Origin of the sequence: Streptomyces sp. P9-2B-2, from assembly GCF_030406865.1 — a bacterium.
Classification (GTDB): Bacteria; Actinomycetota; Actinomycetes; order Streptomycetales; family Streptomycetaceae; genus Streptomyces; species Streptomyces platensis.
This window is the reverse complement of the sequence record NZ_CP129126.1, coordinates 3389113-3406420: the sequence shown is the minus strand read 5'-3', so window position 1 is coordinate 3406420 and position 17308 is coordinate 3389113. Positions and strand designations below refer to the sequence as shown.

Here is a 17308-nt window from a genome sequence, read left to right as displayed (position 1 = left end):
CAGCCGATCCCTACTGCCGCTCGGGCGCGACCTTCACCCACACCGCCTTCGACGGAGTCCCCTCACCGTCCACCGCGTTGATCATGTACCACCCGGGCGGCACCAGCGAGGGATCCTTCGGCAGGGTGACCGTGACCCCCTTCCCGTCCTTCGTCGCCGTGAAGTCCAGCGCGATGGAGCGCTGTTCGACATTGGTGACATGGGTGAACGAGCCGGGCCGCAGCAGCCGCATTTTCTTGATGCCGGCGGCGTGCGGGGCGCCGTAGGTCGCGCTCTGGCCGAGCGAGAGCGTCTTGGTCGCCCCGCCCGTCAGCTTCGGGCGCGACTTCCCGTAGAGATACGGCGGGGTGTAGAGGTCGATCTGCTGCTGGAAGACGCCCGGCTTGGTGTTGTCCTTGTCGGCGTAGAGGGAGTCCGAGCCGAAGGTCATCACCCGGCCGTCGGGCAGCAGCAGCCCGCCGGAGTGGTAGTTGCGGCCCACCAGCGGATCGGCCACCTCCCGGGCGGTGTTGGCCGCCGGGTCGTACAGCTCCGCCTTGAGCACGTTGGAGGCGCTGCGCCCGCGGTAGTCACCGGAGCCGTTCGTGGTCAGCACGGAGTCGTCCGGCAGGATCACGCTGCTGGGGTAGCGGGCCTTCGCGTACAGCGGCGGACCGTCCTTGAAGCGCGGCGACGGTGCGTGCAGATCCACGATCCGGGTCTTGTCCGTGGCCTTCGGGTCCTCGCCGACGCCGCCGCCGCCCAGCACCATGTACCGCTGTTCCTGGGCCGGCGGCAGCAGCACCGACATCGAGGTCTCCAGGATCTTCGGGTCACTCATCCCCGGCACGACCTGGAACTTGTTGGACTTCAGGTCCCAGATGCCGGGCGTGCGGCCGATGTTGTCGGGGCCGTAGCCGGCGTTGGAGCCGGTGTAGAAGATCCGTCCCTGGTCGGTGAGGAAGAGCGCCGGGTAGGTCGGGAAGAAGCGCCGCTTGGGCAGATAGCGCCACTTCTTCGTCTTCGGGTCGTAGATCTCCTGCTTGCCGGGGACCACCTGCCCGATCTCGTCCAGCCCGGAGACGGACAGCACCTTGCCGTCCTGAAGCGTGGTGAGTGTCGGGTACCAGCGGGCCTCGTTCATCGGGTCGACCGGCATATAGCGCTCGGCCACCGGGTCGAACTCGAAGCTGTCCTTGATCCCCTGGAAGTCCTTCTTGTCGAAGGACAGCTTCTGTGCGATGCCGTAGTAGTTACGGGCGTCCGCGCCGGTCAGGCCGTGGATGCGGTAGTTGTCCTGGGTGCCCGTGGAGTGCGACCGGCCGTCCTTGAGGGCCTCGACATAGACCCGGGCCTCGCTGTGCACCACGGTGACCTTGCCGGTCGCCCGGTCGGTGACCTTCTTCGCCCGGGGCACCACGACCGGGTCCTTGGCGGCGAAGGTCTTGCCGTTCTCCTTGCCGGTGAAGAGCGTGCCGGCCGGGAACGTCTTCGGGCCGTCCGGGTCCTCGTTGTAGATGATCATGAGGCCGCCGGCCTTCTTCACATCGCCGTTCAGCTTCTCGTAGCGCTGGGTGCCGCCGGCCACCAGCAGCTTGCCGTCCGGGAGCTGGGTGTGCCCGGAGCAGAAGAGGTCCTTGGGGGTGGGGATGTTCTTGAAGGTGTTCTTCTCCGGATCCCACAGGACCGTACGGAACGACTTGGCCTTGAAATTCGCCGCGTTGTTGCCGGAGCCCGCGACCAGCAGCACCTTTCCGGTGTGCAGCAGGGCCGCGTGGATGGTGTTGATGCGGTACTTCTGCGGGACGTCGAGAACGTCCCAGTGACCGTTCTTCGCCTTGTACTCCGGCTTGTTGATCACGTACTGGTGGTACTGCTCCGAGGCGAAGCCATAGAGAGCCGGCCCGTTCATCCCGGCCAGCGCGAGCACCACCGCCGTTGCTATCGCCACTCTGCGGGTGCGACGGCTCGGACGGTACTTCATGTGTGACGTCCCCCAAGGGCGATCTGCATGGTCTGTTCAGTGGTGGCGGCCGGGTCGGTGGCACGGCCGTCGGCCGGAGCGGCGGCCTGGCCGTCGGCCGTCGCGGGCGAGCCTTCGCCGTCGGCCGTCGCGGAAGAACCCTCGTCGTCGGCCGTGGCGGAAGAGCCACCGCCGGCCGGGCCCGCAGGACTCCCGCCGCCCCCCGAGGTATCGGAGCCCGTGGCGGCCGCACTCCGCTTCCGCTTCTCGTCGCTCACGCTCCGCCGCCAGGCGAAGATCGGCGCTGCGGTGATCAGCATCGCGAGGACGGCCCAGATGACCATCGCCGGATGGCTGTGCCCCAGCACGAACGAGGCGATCAGCGAGCCGCCGAAGACGAGCAGGAAGAACAGATGCACCCGGAACGTCCCGAACAGCGTGTCCGGGCTGGATGAGTCGCCCTTCGGCGTGACCACGAACTTGCTCTTGCGGCGCAGTGCCGCATCGAACAGCGACCGGGCGTAGATCGGCGCGGACAGCGCGGACATCACCATGCCGGCGACACCGCCGGAGCCCTCCGGCTCGTGGGGGGAGACATTGTGCCGCCGGTTCCAGATGTACAGGCCGATCTGGAGCGCCGAGGCGTTGCCGTACAGCATCATCCACACCGTCGGATCGATCTCCACACCCGAGGCGCCGAGACCCAGGAACAGCGCACAACTCAGCGCCGCCAGAATCCAGTTCAGCGCCGACATCGGGTAGAAGATCACCATCATGGTGTAGTTGACCAGCCGGCCGAACGGCAGGGTGAACGGCGCCTTCCAGAACTGCTTGAGGATCGTCTCGTACGTCCCGCGGGACCAGCGCAGCTGCTGGGTGAAGAAGTCCGTCCAGGCCGTGGGACCCTCGCCGACCGCGAGCACGTCCGGGGTGTAGACCGAGCGCCACTTCTTCCCGGTCTGCGGATTGCGGTGCCGGTGGATCTCGAACCCGGTCGCCATGTCCTCGGTGATTGAGTCGTACAGCCCGCCGATCTGCTTGAGCGCGCTGATGCGCACGGCATTGGAGGTGCCGACGAACATCGGCGCGCCGTAGCGGTTGCCGGCCCGCTGGATCAGCGCGTGGAAGAGGAACTGCTGGGACTCGGCGGCTTTGGTGACGAAGGTGTCGTAATTCCCGTACACCTGGGGGCCGATGACGAAGCCCACGTCCGGGTCGCGGAAGAAGCCCAGCATCCGCTCCAGGTAGTTGGGCAGCGGGACATGGTCGGTGTCGACGGAGGCGAAGTAGTCGTAGTCGTCGCCGTGCGCCGCCAGCCAGGCGTTGTAGTTGCCGTGCTTGGTCTTGGCGCGGTGCGGCCCCTTGGGCTGGTTCCACTCCGGGATGCCCTTACGGGAGAAGTGGTGCACGCCCAGACGTTGGCAGACCTCTTTGACCTCGGGGTCGTCGCCCTCGTCCAGCAGCCAGATGTGCAGCAGCCCGCGGTGACGGATCTTGACCGCCGCCTCCAGCGTCTTCGTGACCATGGCCAGCGGTTCCTTGCCCGGCACGAAGGAGGTCAGGAAGGCGACGCGGGTGCCGCTCTCGGGTATGACGGGTATGGGGTCGCGGGCGACGAGGGTGGCATGCGCGTTGGACAGCACGTTCATGCACCGGAAGAACTCGATCAGCCCGATCGCGACCAGCATGACGCCGTCCAGCACCGGCAGGAACTCGTAGGCGGGGTAGTCGCGTTCGGTCCAGTGGCTCGGCTGCATCAACCAGATCAGCAGCCCGAACGAGAGCAGCGGCGCGGCACCGAGCAGCAGCGCGGCCCGGATACGGTGCGGCTCGTCGGCGAGCAGCGAGCGATAGCGGACCTTGTACGGCTTGTCCGGGTCGGGCTGGGTGAGCGGCCCGGCGAGTCTGCTGTAGTGCTCGTAGTCGTAGCGCGGCAGCGGCTTGCGCGGGGTGCGCCGCTGCCGGTGCTGACGTGGCAACCGCAGGCGCGCGGTGGCGGACGAATCGTACGTGTGCTGCGGCCGGGCACCCTCAGGTGGCGACGTCATGGGCCCATCCCCCCGCACGCAACTGGCTGCGTGCCGTGTGCTGATAGCCCGATTTCCCGGTCCCCTCGACCGTCTCGGGCTCACTGGTCTCGGCCGTCCGTACCGTAGCGACGGTGACGGCCATGTTCCGGTGGTGTGAGGAACGCCCCGTAATCCTGCCAAGCAGTGGGGTCCCCGCGTTCACATCACGCCAACCGGCGTATCCCTTTCTTCCCAATCCTGGGAACCCCGCCCGCATTTAGACCGAGTTCCCAGGTCAGAGTGCCGAACGGTCCAGCCGATTGCAAGATGCAACACAAGGTACGGACACCGGAAGAGGCAATATCCGGACGCCATATGGCGCCGGGAGCAGTGCTTTGACCTGGAACGGCAGCTGATTTCCGGCTTGTTGACAGTTGGTGTCTCAATAACTGGAATAGCATGCTCCGTAAGCACAGAGTTACCCTTCCGGTAAAGGCGACGCCGCTCGTTCGTAAAACTCCGTCGGCAACTGGCAATGCAATAGGGAGAGTCGGCGGATTCGGGCGCGCAGGGCGGCACGATTTGCGCTTCGAGGCGGCGCGGAGGTAGAGGCCGGCAGGCACCTTTGTGGCCCTGCGTGCGATTTGGAACAGTATCTGAAGGAATTCACCCGCAAAACAGGGGATGGGCAGATCCGCGCCGGATTCGGCATGAACCGCCGAGTCCCCATAAGTGACTTGCCAGTACGGGGAATTGGCTGAACGTCAGGCCCAGCACCCCCGGCATCCGCGCCACCCCTCGACAGCGCGGCGGGTCCGGTGGCACGGTGTCCGGCTTCGCGTGGGGGGTGGGCGCGACGCGGTGATGCGGCCGGTGGCGTCGCCGGGTGGCCCCTAGGGGGCGGTCGCGGCCTCCAGGGGGAGTGGCTCGTCGCGTCATGCGTCATGCGTCATGCGTCATGCGGCGTCCGGTGCGTGGTGTGCGGTATGCGCGTACGACGTCAGCGCACCTCGTACAAACGTTCCACCCCGGAGAGTGATCGTGCGCCTCGGCCCCATATGGCCGGACAAACGACTGAGGCCCCTCGCATGGCGAGGGGCCTCAGTGTGTCGTGCGCCGCCAGGGACTCGAACCCCGGACCCGCTGATTAAGAGTCAGCTGCTCTAACCAACTGAGCTAGCGGCGCGTGCTGACCTGAAGAACTTTACACGAACTCGAAGGGTGCTCCGTACCCGCGGCCGCCCCGCTCACGCGCCCACCCGATGTGATCCCTGCCACTCGCGACGCCCTCCCGCTCACTCCTCCCGCCCCGGGCGAGATCTCCGGCATACAGAACAAAAGCCACTTGATCTTGAGATCTTTCCTCGCCGGCCGCCCGGATTGTTCAGCAAAGTACCGTTCTACGCCTTCCATCCCATATCCCACCAGTTGCCCCGTCAACATGCGGTATCTCCTGGCGGTTGAGAGGCTGAGGCGAGCGCCGGGACGCAAGAACTGAACATTGCCCAGAGGGCGTCGGCCATGGCGTCCGTCACTCCTCTTGCGCCTGCCGCAACCCCACCCTCCACAGCAACGTCTGCCAGGACGCGCAGCCCCGGACCGGGTCCCCGGGACTCGCCCCTCCGTCGGAAAGGTTGATCGTCGTGGTGTCGACAGCCAAGCGCACCCTTGAGATGCGGCTCCTCCTCGGGCCGGACGAAGCAGTTCCGGTGGCCGGCCGGTTCAGCTACCGCAGTGACCGCCCGTACGAGGTCGAGGTCGCCTTCCTCAGCCGCGGCCAGACGGTCGCCACCTGGCTGTTCGCCCGCGAGCTCCTGCTGGCCGGGCTGCATGACGAGGCGGGGGAGGGAGATGTGCGGGTGTGGTCCTTCCGCCGGCCGGGCGAATCGCGCCGCGTACATATCGAGCTGTCCACCGACGACAGCGTCTGCGAGCTCTCGGTGCGCGCGACGGAGCTGACCGCCTGGCTGGAGCAGACCGCGGCGATCGTGCCGCCCGGTCATGAGGGTGGCTACCTCGACATGGACGCCCACCTGGCCCGGCTGTTCGCGGGGAAATGCTGATGGGGGACACGGCAATCACGAAGACGACCACGGCCGGGCCGGTCACGGCGGCCGGAACGGTGACGACGGCCGAGCCGGTGAGGGCGACCGGACCGGTGACGCTGACGACGGCCGAGGCGGCGACGACCGCTGGGCCCGGCTCGCCCGGCCCCGCTCACCCGGCCCACGCGGCGGCCCTCCCCGTGGCGAGCCCCGGCACAGCGCCCGCCACCACGGAGCCCGCCCCCGGTGTACCGCCCGGCGCCCGCATACCGTCCCCGGGCGGCATACCGTCCGGCCTCGATACGCCACCGGGCCCCGGCATGCCGTCCGGCCCCGATACCCCGCCGGGTCCCTGCAGACCATCCGCCACCGGCACCCCGTCCCCCACCCCGGCTCACGCCGCCACCCCCGCCTCCCCGCTACCGACCCCGCGCCGCGCCACCGGCCCGGCCCGGGCGGAGGAGACCACGCCTCCGGCCGCCCGGGAAGGCAAGGGCCAGTCGGCCGCCTCCCGGCCAGGCCGTGCCGACGGGGACCCGGACGGGTCCGCCGACGCCGCCACGATCACCCCGCACGACCCCTGTGCGCACGGCTTTCTGCCCGAGCGGCCGCCCGTCCGTTCGCTGATCGGCACCTGGACCCGGCTGGACGCCATGGCCCGCGCGGCCGCGGTCGCGCCCGACCGGGAGGCCGCTGTCGCGCTCGTCGAACGGGCGCGCCGCGCCGAGGAGTTGGCCGCCCTCCGGCAGCGCGTCTCCCGGCTCTCGCTGCGCAACGCGGAGGCCGCCGCCATGCGGATCGCGGTCATCGCGGTGTCCTGCGGCTGGTGCGGGATCGACCCCCAGGCGCCGGCCGCACGGGAGGTCGCCGACGAGGCATTCCTGGACCTCTGGGCGGCGATCGCGCACCGTATCGGCCACGATCAGTTCGTCGCGCTGCCCACCCTCGCGCTCCACAACTGGGCCCCGGAACGCAAACCCCGCCGCCATATCCCCATCGACCAACTGGCCCGCACCGAAACGCTCGTACCGATCGTCCGCTGGGCCCCGGAAGGCCAGCCGCTGAGCCGGCTGGACCGGTTGATGCTGGCCGCGACCCGCCTGGAGGCGCACGGGATCTGGCTCTTCCGGCTCGCCGAGACCCTGGCGGGCCGGTCGCCCGATGACTCCTCCACTCCTACGGCGCTGCGCCGGATGGTCCGGGTCCAGCACGCGCTGCGCGCCCAGCTCCTCGCCGAGGCGGCGGAACTGTCGGCCGCACCGGCCACCCCGCAGCAGCGCGCGGTGCTCGGTGCGCTCGCCGGACAGGGCGCCCTGGAGCCACCGGTGCTCCAGGCGGCCGACGCCGTACTGGGCATCGGTGCCCGGCGCCTGCGCGAGGGCCGCCGCCAGCTGCTGCGCCGCCATCTCCCGGTGCAGCACCGTGCCTGGCTCAGCGCGATGGACCGCCACTGCGCCCCGGTGCGTACCCTCGCCCACCGCGGCGGCCCCGACGCCGCCGTCTACCGCGAGGCCCAGGAGTCCCTGATCGCCCTCCGCCGCACCTATACGGCCCTGGTGCAGGCCGCGGCCCGCCCCACGGAGGCCCCCCTCACGAGGGCGGCCTGAACCCGCAGCCCTCCTCCCGCCCGCGCCGCCGCCCCCGTGCCGTGCGCCAAAACGGCCGCCGCCGGTGCGGCCCTCACCCCTGCGCTCACCCCTGCCCTCGGTCCTGCACTTGCCCTCGGCCCTCCACTCACTCCCGCCCCGTTCCCGGACATTGGTCCGGACCTTGGTATGGACATGCCGAGACGTCCCCGCTTAACCTGCTCTTTGGTCTAGACCGCACTGCCTCTCCCGCTCGGATCATGGAACTCCCCCCACGTTCTTCAGGAGCGAAGCATGCGCAAAAAGATCAGTGCTGCCGTGATCGGCCTCGGCGTCCTCGGTGTCTCCCTCCTCTCGACGAGCAGCGCCGCCGGCCACGGCTACAGCGACGCACCCCCCAGCCGCCAGGCGCTCTGCGCCAACGGCACCGTCAAGGACTGCGGCGCCATCCAGTACGAACCGCAGAGCGTCGAGGCCCCCAAGGGCTTCCCGGCCGCAGGTCCCGCGGACGGCAAGATCTGCTCCGGTGGCCATGAGAACTTCGCCGAACTCGACGATCCGCGCGGCGGCGGCTGGCCCGGCACCAAACTCTCCGCGGGGCAGGGGTACACCTTCACCTGGCGGCTGACGGCCCGTCACTCCACCACGGACTTCCAGTACTTCATCACCAAGGACGGCTACGACCCCGGTAAGCCGCTCACCCGCGCCGATCTCGAACCCGAGCCGTTCATGACGGTCCCCATGGGCGGTGCGCAGCCGGACGCGACCGTCCAGCACCAGGGCACCGTCCCCACCCAGAAGTCCGGCCGCCACCTCATCCTCGGCGTCTGGAACATCGCCGACACGGGCAACGCCTTCTACGCCTGCTCGGACGTCGACCTCTCCTGAGGGGCTCTGCGGGGGCCGCCGGCGGGCCGTGCCGGAAGAGACCGGCCGCCGCGCCGGCGCTCCTGTCCGTATCCCCGGACACAACGAAGTGGGCGTTTCCGGAGAACCGGAAACGCCCACTCGATACGTGCGCCGCCAGGGACTCGAACCCCGGACCCGCTGATTAAGAGTCAGCTGCTCTAACCAACTGAGCTAGCGGCGCGCGCTGACGAAAGAAATACTACCTGGTCGAGAGGGGTGCTCAGAACCATGGCCGCGGAGCGGGGCCCTCCGGAACCGCCGCCCGGGCCGACACGGCCCGCCCCCCGGTTCAGATCGCCAGGGACAGCAGGACCGGGGCGGCCTGGCGGTTGAGGGTGTCGGCCGCCTGGCGCAGCCGGTGGGCGTGTTCGAGCGGCATGGACAGCGCGAGGCAGCCGACCGTGGCACCGGCGGTGATCGGGACCGCCGCGCAGACCGTGCCCACGGCGTACTCCTGGAGATCGAGCACGGGGACCGTGGGCGGCTGGCTGTCGAGCTTGTGGAACAGGACCTTCTCGTTGGTGATCGTCCGCGAGGTGAGCCGGGCGGTCTTGTGACGGGAGAGGTGGTCCTTGCGGCCGTCGTGGTCGAGCTGCGCGAGCAGGCATTTGCCGACCGCGCTGGCGTGCGCCGTGCGGTGGAATTCGGCCCACTCGTTGACCTTGGGCGCCAGCGGTCCGTCGGCGTAGTGGAGGATCTTGACCTCGCCGTCGATGTACCGGCTGATGTAGACCGCCGCGCCGACCGAGTCGCGCAGCTGGTCGAGGGTGCGCTGGAGCTTGTCGCGCAACGCCTGGTCGCGGTCGCCGCCGGAGCCGAGGAGCAGCAGCGAGTCGCCGATGACATACGCGCCGTCGGTGACCTGCTCGACGTAGCCCTCGCGGCGGAGCATCGCCAGCATGTGGCCGAGGTGGCCCGGGGACAGGCCCGTCTCGCGGGCGATCTGCGCATCGGTCACGCCCTCGGCGTGCCTGGAGACCGTTTCGAGCACGCGAAGGGCGTACTGCACCGAATGGAACGGCGCGGTCGGCTCGGGCTTCAGCGCCACGGTGTCCCCCTAGCAGGTTGTTACCGCTTGCGTCGTGACCGCCGTCGGTGGTCACGGCCGGGCTGGCGCGGCCGCTCCCGGGCAACGGGGCTGCCCTCACGATAGCGGCCAACGGCCTTCGAAGGAGAGGGTCTTGACTGAAAAGAAGCGTGCCCGGCTCAGCTGTATTGGGGCGCGCGACGTTGGCATATGCCAAGGTCGCGGTGTCGGGCCCGGAGGCGGCGCGCCGTGCGGTCGCCGGCCGTCCGGCGAAGGGTGGTGAACCCGGCGAGGGCCCACCACCCGAACTCACTGCCCGCTGGGTGCCGTTCAGAGCACGGCGCTCAGGAATTCCCGGGTGCGCTCGTGCTCCGGCTCCGTGAAGATCTTCTCCGGGGAGCCGGATTCGATGACCCGCCCGGCGTCGAACATCAGGACGTCGTCGGAGATGTCCCGGGCGAAGTTCATCTCATGGGTGACGCAGAGCATGGTGATGTCCGTGGTGTGCGCGATGTCCCGCAGGACGTCGAGCACCCCGGCCACCAGCTCGGGGTCGAGCGCCGAGGTCACCTCGTCCAGCAGCAGCACCTGCGGCCGCATCGCCAGCGCGCGGGCGATGGCGACCCGCTGCTGCTGGCCGCCGGAGAGCTGGGTCGGGTACTTGTCGAGGTGCTCGGTCAGGCCCACCAGGTCCAGGAGTTCGCGGGCCCGCTCCTCGGCGGCGTCCTTCTCCATCCCCAGGACGTGCACCGGCGCCTCGGTGATGTTCCGCAGCACCTTCATGTTGGGGAAGAGGTTGAACTGCTGGAACACCATGCCGATGTTCTTGCGCACCTCGCGGATGTGCTTCTCCCCGGCCGGTACGAGCTTGCCGCCCTTCTCCTCGTGCGTGAGATAGGCGCCGCCGACCTTGATGGTGCCCTCGTCGGGCTTCAGCAGCGTCATCAGCAGCCGCAGGATCGTGGTCTTGCCGGAGCCGGACGGGCCGATGAGGGTGACGTGCTTGCCCGAGGAGACGGTGAAGTCCAGGGAATCCAGGACGGTGTTGGTCCCGAACCGCTTGGTGACATGGTCGAAGCGGATCAGCTCGGCTCCGTCCACCGCCGGGTTGGCCGTTTCTTTCGAGGGGGTGCTGTCAGCGGACAAGGCGACGCTCCAGGGCTCGCAGGAGGAGAGAAGTGGGGTAGGAGATGACCACGAAGAGGATGCCGACGACGGTGATCGGCTCCAGGTAGTCGAAGGTGGTGGCGCTGATGCTGTTCGCCTGGAAGAGCATGTCGGCCACGGTGATACCGGCCAGCAGCGGCGTGTCCTTGAACATCGCGATGACGTAGTTGCCGAGCGCGGGCACCACCCGGCGGAACGCCTGCGGCAGGATCACCGCGATCCAGGTGCGCCGGCGCGGCAGGTTCAGCGCCGTGGCGGCCTCCCACTGGCCGGGCGGCACCCCGTCGATACCGGCGCGGTAGACCTCGGAGGTGTACGTCGAGTAGTGCAGGCCCAGGCCGATGACGCCGGTGGTCAGCGGCGCGAAGGTGAGCCCCCAGCCGGGCAGCACGAAGAACAGGAAGAACAGCTGCACCAGCAGCGGGGTGTTGCGGACGAACTCGACGAAGACGCTGACCGGCCAGGTCACCCAGCGGCTCCGCGAGCGCAGGGCCATCGCCCAGACCAGCCCGAGCGCGAAGGACACCAGCGAGCCGTAGATGGTCGCCTGGATGGTGATCCACAGCCCTTTGAGGATCTCGGGCATGATCTCCCCGATGTAGCTCCATGACCAGTTGTTCACGGCTTTCCTCCGGTGGCCAGTGCCTCGGGGCCCTGCTTCTCGACGGGCAGTTTGCGGGAGAACCAGCCCTCACCCTTGGGTACCGACCGGCCGACCGAAGCCTTGGCGCGGCGCTCCAGCACCCGCATGATCCGGGTCATCACGAACGCGACCGCGAAGTACAGGACGAGGATGATTCCGTAGATCTCGGCGCTCTGGCCGGTCGACAGCCGGGCCAGCTTGGCCTGGAAGGTGAGTTCGCCGATGGACAGCAGCGACGCCAGCGCGGTGCCCTTGAGCAGCTCGATCAGCAGGTTGTTGAACGGCGGCATCATCTCGGGGACGGCCTGCGGCAGGATCACCTTCCGCAGCCGCTGCCAGGGCGAGAAGCTCAGCGCGATGGCCGCCTCCCGCTGGGCGGGGGCCACCGCCTGGAGCGCGCCGCGGACGACCTCGGAGCCGTACGCGCCGTACGACAGCCCCAGTGCCAGGGTGCCCGCCCAGATGCCGACCAGCTGCCAGCCCAGCAGCGGCAGCGCGAAGAACAGCCAGAACATCAGGACCAGTGCCGAGGTGCCGCGGAAGAACTCCACATAGACACCCGACAGGAAGCGCACGATCCAGAACCGCGAGGTGCGTGACAGGCCGATGCCGAAGGCGACGACAGCGGCCAGGGCGGCGCTGTAGACCATCAGCTGGATAGTGATCCACAGACCTTCGAAGAAGAGTCCCCACAGTGCTCCGGTCACTTTTTGCAGAGCTCCTTCGCCGTGAGGTCGGTCATGAACTCCTTGGTGAAGCCGTACGGCTTGGCGATACGCAGGAGTTCGCCGCTCTTCTTCATCTTCTGCAGCTCGTTGTTGAAGGCGTCGCGGAGCTTGGTCTCGCCGAGCCGGAAGCCGTAACCGCCGCCGTCCCGCTGGGGTTTCCCGTCGACCTCCGGCGTGAACGGACTGGTCATCTGCACCTTGGGGTGCCCACCGGTCTTCAGTGCCTCGATCATGGTCAGCGCGGTGCCGGCGAAGACGTCGATACGGCCCGCTTCCAGGGCCTCCATCCCGGCGATCTGGTCACCGTAGGTCTGGATGTCGTCCTTCTTGACGCCGTTGCCGACCGCGTAGTCGATCTCCGCATAGCCGATACCGGAACCCATCCGGTATTTCCCCTTGGCGATGTCCGCATAGGAGTGGATGTTGTCCGGGTTTCCCTTTCGTACGAGGAAGGCGTCCTTGCTCTCGTAATCCGGGTCGGAGAAGAGGACGGCCGCACAGCGGGCCTTGTTGATGAACATGCCCGCGACGATCACGTCGTACTGGAAGGAATGCAGACCGGGCACCAGGGCACCGAATTCGACCGGTACCGGCTCGAAATTCTTGATCCCCAGCCGCCGGAAGATCGTCTTGGCGACGGCCGGGGCCTCGCCGGTCAGCTCGCCCTTGCTGTTGATCGAGGCGTAGGGCGGTTCGCTGGCGATGCCCATGCGGACGGTGCCCTTTTTCCGCAGATCCTCGAGGAGATGTCCGCCGCCGGTCGCGCCCGAGACATCGACCTGGGAACAGCCCGTGACCGCTCCCATCGCACCCGATGCGCCGAGCGCCGCTACCCCCGCGAGCAGCGAGCGGCGGCGGATGCCGCTTGCCAATTTTCTCTTGATCATTTTGGTGTTCTCCTGTGGTGGAGCCATGGGCGCGCGGCTACCCGAACGCCTCATACATATGCCGATCGTTTCCAGCCCTTGATAGAAGAGCCTCGGACTTGTTCCGTACGCCGGTATTGCCCACCTACGATCGGGGCATGACCGATCGCTTCATCGAAGTCTCCCTGGACAAGCGCGGCGTGAGCTGCACGGCCAAGTTGCTCGACGACCGCGCGCCGATCACCTGCAATGCCGTATGGGACGCCCTCCCACTCGGCGGCGACGTCTACCACGCCAAGTACGCCCGCAATGAGATCTACGCCCTGCTGGAGCCGTTCGCTCCGGAGGAGCCGCCGCTGGAGAATCCGACGATCACTCCGATCCCCGGCGATCTCTGCTACTTCACCTTCACCGACACCCAACTCGGCACCAAGTCCTACGGTTACGAGAGCCGGGCCGCACACCAGGGCCGCGCCACCGTCGTCGATCTCGCGCTGTTCTACGAGCGCAACAATCTACTGATCAACGGTGACGCGGGCTGGGTGCCGGGCATCGTGTGGGGCGGTGTCGTCGACGGTCTGGACCGGATGGCCGATGCCTGCCAGGACCTCTGGCGGGCCGGCGCCCTGGGCGAGACCCTCAGCTTCCGGCGCGCCTAGACGGCAGGCGGCGCGGGGATCTCCGCGGTCCCCGCCTCGTAGAGGGCATGCGCGGCGCGCAGCACCAGCGCGTCCGCGTGCCGCGCGCCGACCAGCTGGACGCCGATCGGCAGGCCGTCCGCGTCCACCCCGCAGGGCAGCGTCGCGGCCGGCTGCTGGGTGAGGTTGAAGGGGTAGGTGAACGGCGTCCAGCCCGTCCAGCGGGTGTGCGCGGAGCCGGGCGGGACCTCGGTGCCCGCCGCGAAGGCGGTGATCGGCTCGGTCGGCGTCACCAGCAGGTCGTAGGCGCTGTGGAAGCGGCCCATCGCCTGGCCGAGCGCCATCCGGGTATCGACCGCGGCCAGATAGTCCAGCGCGCTGTAGCGGGCGCCCTGCTCGCAGATCTCCCGCAGCCCCGGGTCGAGCAGCGCCCGGTCCGCGTCGTCCAGATGCTGCACGACCCGCGCCGCGCCGCTGAACCACAGCGTGTGGAAGGCCTCCACCGGGTCGGCGATGCCGGGGTCGATCTCCTCGACGACCGCGCCGAGCCCGGCGAGCGTGTCGACGGCCGACCGGACCGCCGCGGCGACCTCCGGCGCCACCGGCACGTCCCAGCCGAGCGACGGGCTGAAGGCGACCCGCAGCCCGGAGACCGGACCGGCCAGCGCCTCCCGGAACGAGCCGGCGGCCGGACCGAGCTGGGACCAGTCCCGCCAGTCCGCGCCGCAGATCACCTCCATCATCAGCGCCGCGTCCGCCGCGTCCCGGGTCATCGGCCCGACATGCGCCAGGGTCCCGAAGGGGCTCGCCGGATAGAGCGGCACCCGCCCGTAGGTCGCCTTGAGCGCGAAGATCCCGCAGAACGACGCCGGGATCCGCACCGAGCCGCCGCCGTCCGTGCCCAGGCTCAGCGGGCCCGCGCCCAGCGCGACCGCCGCCGCGCTGCCGCCGCTGGAGCCGCCCGCGGTGCGCGCCGGGTCGTACGGATTGCCCGTCACCCCGTGCCGCGGACTGTCGGTGACGCCCTTCCAGCCGAACTCGGGAGTGGTGGTCTTGCCGACGAACACCGCACCGGACTCCCGCAGCCGGGCGACCGACGGGGCGTCCTCCGGCCACGGCCCCTCGGCCCGTACGGTGCGCGAGCCCCGCAGCGTCGGGGTGCCCCGGGTGAGGATCAGGTCCTTGACGGTGACCGGCACCCCGTCCACCGGCCCGGCCGGCTCCTTGGCCCGCCAGCGCTCCGCCGACTCCTTGGCGCCGGACAGCGCCTCGTCCGCGTCGATCCGGGTGAAGCAGTTCGTCGCGGCCTGCGCGGCCTCGGCGCGTTCCAGCACCGCCCGGACCGCCTCGACGGGGGAGAACTCGCCGGCCGCGTACCCGGCCGTGAGCCGGGTGGCGCCGAGGTCGGCGAGGTGGGTCGGTTCGGTGGTCATGCGTCCTCCGAGCGTTGGCCGCCCCGGGCGGGACGGCGGCGGGGGAGCGCGGCTGCCGCGCCGGGGCCCGGCAGCCGGCCCCGTCACTGCACCGGCACGTACCCGAGCCGCTTGTCGACGAGGTTGTCCAGCGGCTCGCCCGCCGACCACCGATCGAAGTTGTCCTGGAACTGCTCGGCGAGGGCGTCCCGCCAGCCCAGGGTGTCGCCGCTCATGTGGGGCGAGACGATCAGATGCGGGACGTCCCACAGGGGGTTGTCCGGGGTGAGCGGCTCCTCCTCGAAGACGTCCAGCGCCGCCGCCGCGATCCGCCACTCGCGCAGCGCCGCGATCAGCGCGTCCTCGACCACCAGCGGGCCGCGTCCGACGTTGATGAACCGGGCCCGCGGCGGCATCCTGGCGAACGCCGCCGTGTCGAAGAGGCCGCGGGTGGCCTCGGTCAGGGGCGCCGCGCAGATCACCCAATCCGCCTGGGTCAGCAGGTCGTTCAGCGCGTCACTCGCGTGTACGAGGCCGAACCGCGGATCATCCGGGCGCGCCCGGCGGCCGACCAGATCGACCTTGACACCCAGTGCCAGGAGGGTGCTGCCGATGGCCCGGCCGATCGGCCCGGAGCCCACCACGACGGCCCGGCTGCCGGCCAGCCGCAGGGTCTCGCGGTGCTGCCAGCGCCGCTGCCGCTGGAGCTCCCAACTTCCGTAGAAGTCCTTGGCCATGGCGATCACCAGGCCGGCGACGTACTCTGCGATCGGCTGCTCGAAGACCCCGCGGGCGTTGGTCACCAGGGTGTCGTCGGCGACCAGTGCCGGGCACAGGAGCTGATCCACACCGGCGCTCGCGGTGTGCACCCAGCCGGGCCTGGGGCCCTTCTCCGGCCAGGCTCTGCGGATCGCATCGGAAGTGAAGTCCCAGGCCAACAGTACGTCGGCGGTGGGCAGTCGGTCGGCGAGCGAGTCCTCATCGGTGAAGATCACCCGAGCCCGGCCGGTGAGCCGGTCCAGCTTCGGCGGCGGGTCGGATCCGAGGACGAGGACGGTGCGTTCGGACATAGGCCAGAAACCGTTCTGAAACGTGAGCCCCTTTCACTGAAAAAAGGGGCGCCGACAGATGCCTGAGATGCGAGGATTGACCACGCTAGGAAGTCGTATCTACCGTGTCAACAACGGCTCTGTACCGACGTCCCGGCTTGATCCGGTTGCACCTCATCCTCCGGCCACTGGCCTGGCCATTCCAGCCCTTCGTTTCTTCTAGGGGCCTTCATGGACGTCTCTTTTCTGGGTGGCCCACAGCCGCAGCTCGGCGTGGGTGTCGTCGCTCCCTTCGACTTCGCGCTCGACCGAGAGCTCTGGCGCTGGGTGCCCGACGACGTGTCCCTCCACCTCACCCGCACCCCTTTTGTGCCCGTCGAGGTCAGCCTCGACCTGGCCCGAATGGTGAGCGAGCACGAAACGCTGGACGCTGCCGTCCAGGCTCTGTGCGCGGTATCTCCGCAGGTCATCTCCTATGCCTGCACCTCCGGCAGCTTTGTCGGGGGTGTGGCGGGGGAGCGGGCCATGTGTGCCGCCATGGTCCAGGCGGGGGAGGTTCCCTCCCTCACCACCTCGGGCGCACTGATCGAAGCGCTGCGCGAGATCGGCGCGCGGCGCATCGCCGTGGTCACGCCCTATACGAAATCGGTCACCGACTCCCTGGAGGACTTTCTCGGTGAGGCCGGCATCACGGTCACCGGCCGGGCCTACCTCGGGCTGACCCGGCACATCTGGAAAGTGCCGTACCGCGATGTCGTCGACATGGCCCGCGCGGCCGTCGTCGGCGCCACCGATGCCCTCTTCATCAGCTGTACGAACCTGCCGACGTACGACGTCATCCCGCAGCTGGAGGCCGAGCTGCGGATGCCGGTGCTGTCCGCCAACCAGGTCACGATGTGGGCCGCACTGCGCGCCATCGGGGCCCAGGCGGTGGGCCCGTACCAGGCGCTGCTCGACCCGGTGGCGCGGCGCGGTCCGGCCGCGATGACCGGATCGGCGGGCGGACCCGCGGACGGTGTGCCGGGGCCGACCCCCGAGGCGGCCTTCGCCGGGCCCCCCGCCCCACCGGAGGGGGAGCCCCTCGACGGCCTTGATCCGCCGCCGTATCCGCCCGAGGACACGGGTGGTCTGCCCCCGGTTTGAGGCCGGTCCGAACCCGACCCCCACCCCGGATGCTGCCGGCGTCGTCCCGTTCGCCGGCAGCGCTCCTTGCCCGCGTCACCGCACCACCCGTGAGCGCACCCGCGCCCACGCACACCCCCGCAGCCGTACACGCAAGGGAGAACT

The 17308-nt window shown here is 69.4% G+C and carries 14 protein-coding genes and 2 tRNA genes; 5 read left to right on the top strand and 11 right to left on the bottom strand.

Annotated features, from left to right (window positions below):
* Positions 1-10: 10 nt before the first annotated feature.
* The 3 genes from QT196_RS14800 to QT196_RS14790 all read right to left on the bottom strand — a co-directional run bounded on the left by QT196_RS14800 (position 11) and on the right by QT196_RS14790 (position 5137).
* Positions 11-1963, bottom strand: a complete 1953-nt coding sequence (locus tag QT196_RS14800; RefSeq protein ID WP_168479251.1) for a kelch motif-containing protein — start codon at positions 1961-1963, stop codon at positions 11-13.
* Complete coding sequence (locus QT196_RS14795; RefSeq protein ID WP_168479250.1) at positions 1960-3990, bottom strand: cellulose synthase catalytic subunit; 2031 nt, start codon at positions 3988-3990, stop codon at positions 1960-1962. Before QT196_RS14795 ends, QT196_RS14800 begins: the two co-directional genes overlap by 4 nt.
* A 1073-nt stretch (positions 3991-5063) precedes the next feature.
* A tRNA-Lys gene (locus QT196_RS14790) sits at positions 5064-5137 on the bottom strand.
* A 457-nt stretch (positions 5138-5594) separates the two neighbouring features.
* Between QT196_RS14790 and QT196_RS14785 the strand changes: the two genes are divergently transcribed.
* From QT196_RS14785 to QT196_RS14775, 3 genes are all read left to right on the top strand, one after another.
* Positions 5595-6014: an SsgA family sporulation/cell division regulator gene (locus tag QT196_RS14785; RefSeq protein ID WP_248001149.1), complete on the top strand. Its 420-nt coding sequence runs from the start codon at positions 5595-5597 to the stop codon at positions 6012-6014.
* Positions 6014-7603 (top strand): hypothetical protein, encoded by a 1590-nt coding sequence (locus tag QT196_RS14780; RefSeq protein WP_290355049.1) that lies wholly within the window; start codon positions 6014-6016, stop codon positions 7601-7603. The genes QT196_RS14785 and QT196_RS14780 overlap by 1 nt, the downstream gene beginning before the upstream one ends.
* A gap of 273 nt (positions 7604-7876) precedes the next feature.
* Complete coding sequence (locus QT196_RS14775; protein ID WP_168479249.1) at positions 7877-8470, top strand: lytic polysaccharide monooxygenase auxiliary activity family 9 protein; 594 nt, start codon at positions 7877-7879, stop codon at positions 8468-8470.
* 128 nt (positions 8471-8598) lie between these two features.
* Here the strand turns inward: QT196_RS14775 and QT196_RS14770 are convergent.
* From QT196_RS14770 to ehuB, 6 genes are all read right to left on the bottom strand, one after another.
* Positions 8599-8672 (bottom strand) — tRNA-Lys (locus QT196_RS14770).
* A 108-nt stretch (positions 8673-8780) separates the two neighbouring features.
* A complete protein-coding gene (locus QT196_RS14765) occupies positions 8781-9539 on the bottom strand; it encodes an IclR family transcriptional regulator C-terminal domain-containing protein (protein WP_150522342.1) in 759 nt (252 codons plus the stop codon).
* A 309-nt stretch (positions 9540-9848) separates the two neighbouring features.
* A complete protein-coding gene (gene ehuA / locus QT196_RS14760; protein ID WP_167536099.1) occupies positions 9849-10664 on the bottom strand; it encodes an ectoine/hydroxyectoine ABC transporter ATP-binding protein EhuA in 816 nt (271 codons plus the stop codon).
* Entirely contained in the window at positions 10654-11271 is a 618-nt protein-coding gene (ehuD, locus tag QT196_RS14755) for an ectoine/hydroxyectoine ABC transporter permease subunit EhuD (protein ID WP_229894353.1), read from the bottom strand. Before ehuD ends, ehuA begins: the two co-directional genes overlap by 11 nt.
* Before the next feature lie 32 nt (positions 11272-11303).
* On the bottom strand, positions 11304-12035 hold the full coding sequence (gene ehuC / locus QT196_RS14750; protein ID WP_290355047.1) for an ectoine/hydroxyectoine ABC transporter permease subunit EhuC: 732 nt from the start codon (positions 12033-12035) through the stop codon (positions 11304-11306).
* On the bottom strand, positions 12032-12943 hold the full coding sequence (gene ehuB, locus QT196_RS14745) for an ectoine/hydroxyectoine ABC transporter substrate-binding protein EhuB (protein WP_290355046.1): 912 nt from the start codon (positions 12941-12943) through the stop codon (positions 12032-12034). Before ehuB ends, ehuC begins: the two co-directional genes overlap by 4 nt.
* A gap of 137 nt (positions 12944-13080) precedes the next feature.
* Here ehuB and QT196_RS14740 point away from each other — a divergent pair, with 137 nt between their 5' ends.
* On the top strand, positions 13081-13581 hold the full coding sequence (locus QT196_RS14740) for a DUF3830 family protein (RefSeq protein ID WP_168479246.1): 501 nt from the start codon (positions 13081-13083) through the stop codon (positions 13579-13581).
* On the opposite strand, the gene QT196_RS14735 is transcribed toward QT196_RS14740, so the two are convergent.
* Together QT196_RS14735 and QT196_RS14730 are read right to left on the bottom strand one after the other, a co-directional pair.
* Positions 13578-14993 carry an amidase gene (locus QT196_RS14735; RefSeq protein WP_168479245.1) on the bottom strand — a complete coding sequence of 472 codons (1416 nt, stop codon included), beginning with the start codon at positions 14991-14993 and terminating at the stop codon, positions 13578-13580. The genes QT196_RS14740 and QT196_RS14735 overlap by 4 nt on opposite strands.
* A gap of 83 nt (positions 14994-15076) precedes the next feature.
* A complete protein-coding gene (locus QT196_RS14730; protein ID WP_168479244.1) occupies positions 15077-16042 on the bottom strand; it encodes a D-2-hydroxyacid dehydrogenase in 966 nt (321 codons plus the stop codon).
* Positions 16043-16252: 210 nt separating this feature from the next.
* On the opposite strand from QT196_RS14730, the gene QT196_RS14725 reads away from it, so the two are divergent.
* On the top strand, positions 16253-17164 hold the full coding sequence (locus QT196_RS14725) for a decarboxylase (protein WP_168479243.1): 912 nt from the start codon (positions 16253-16255) through the stop codon (positions 17162-17164).
* The last annotated feature ends 144 nt before the right edge of the window (positions 17165-17308 follow it).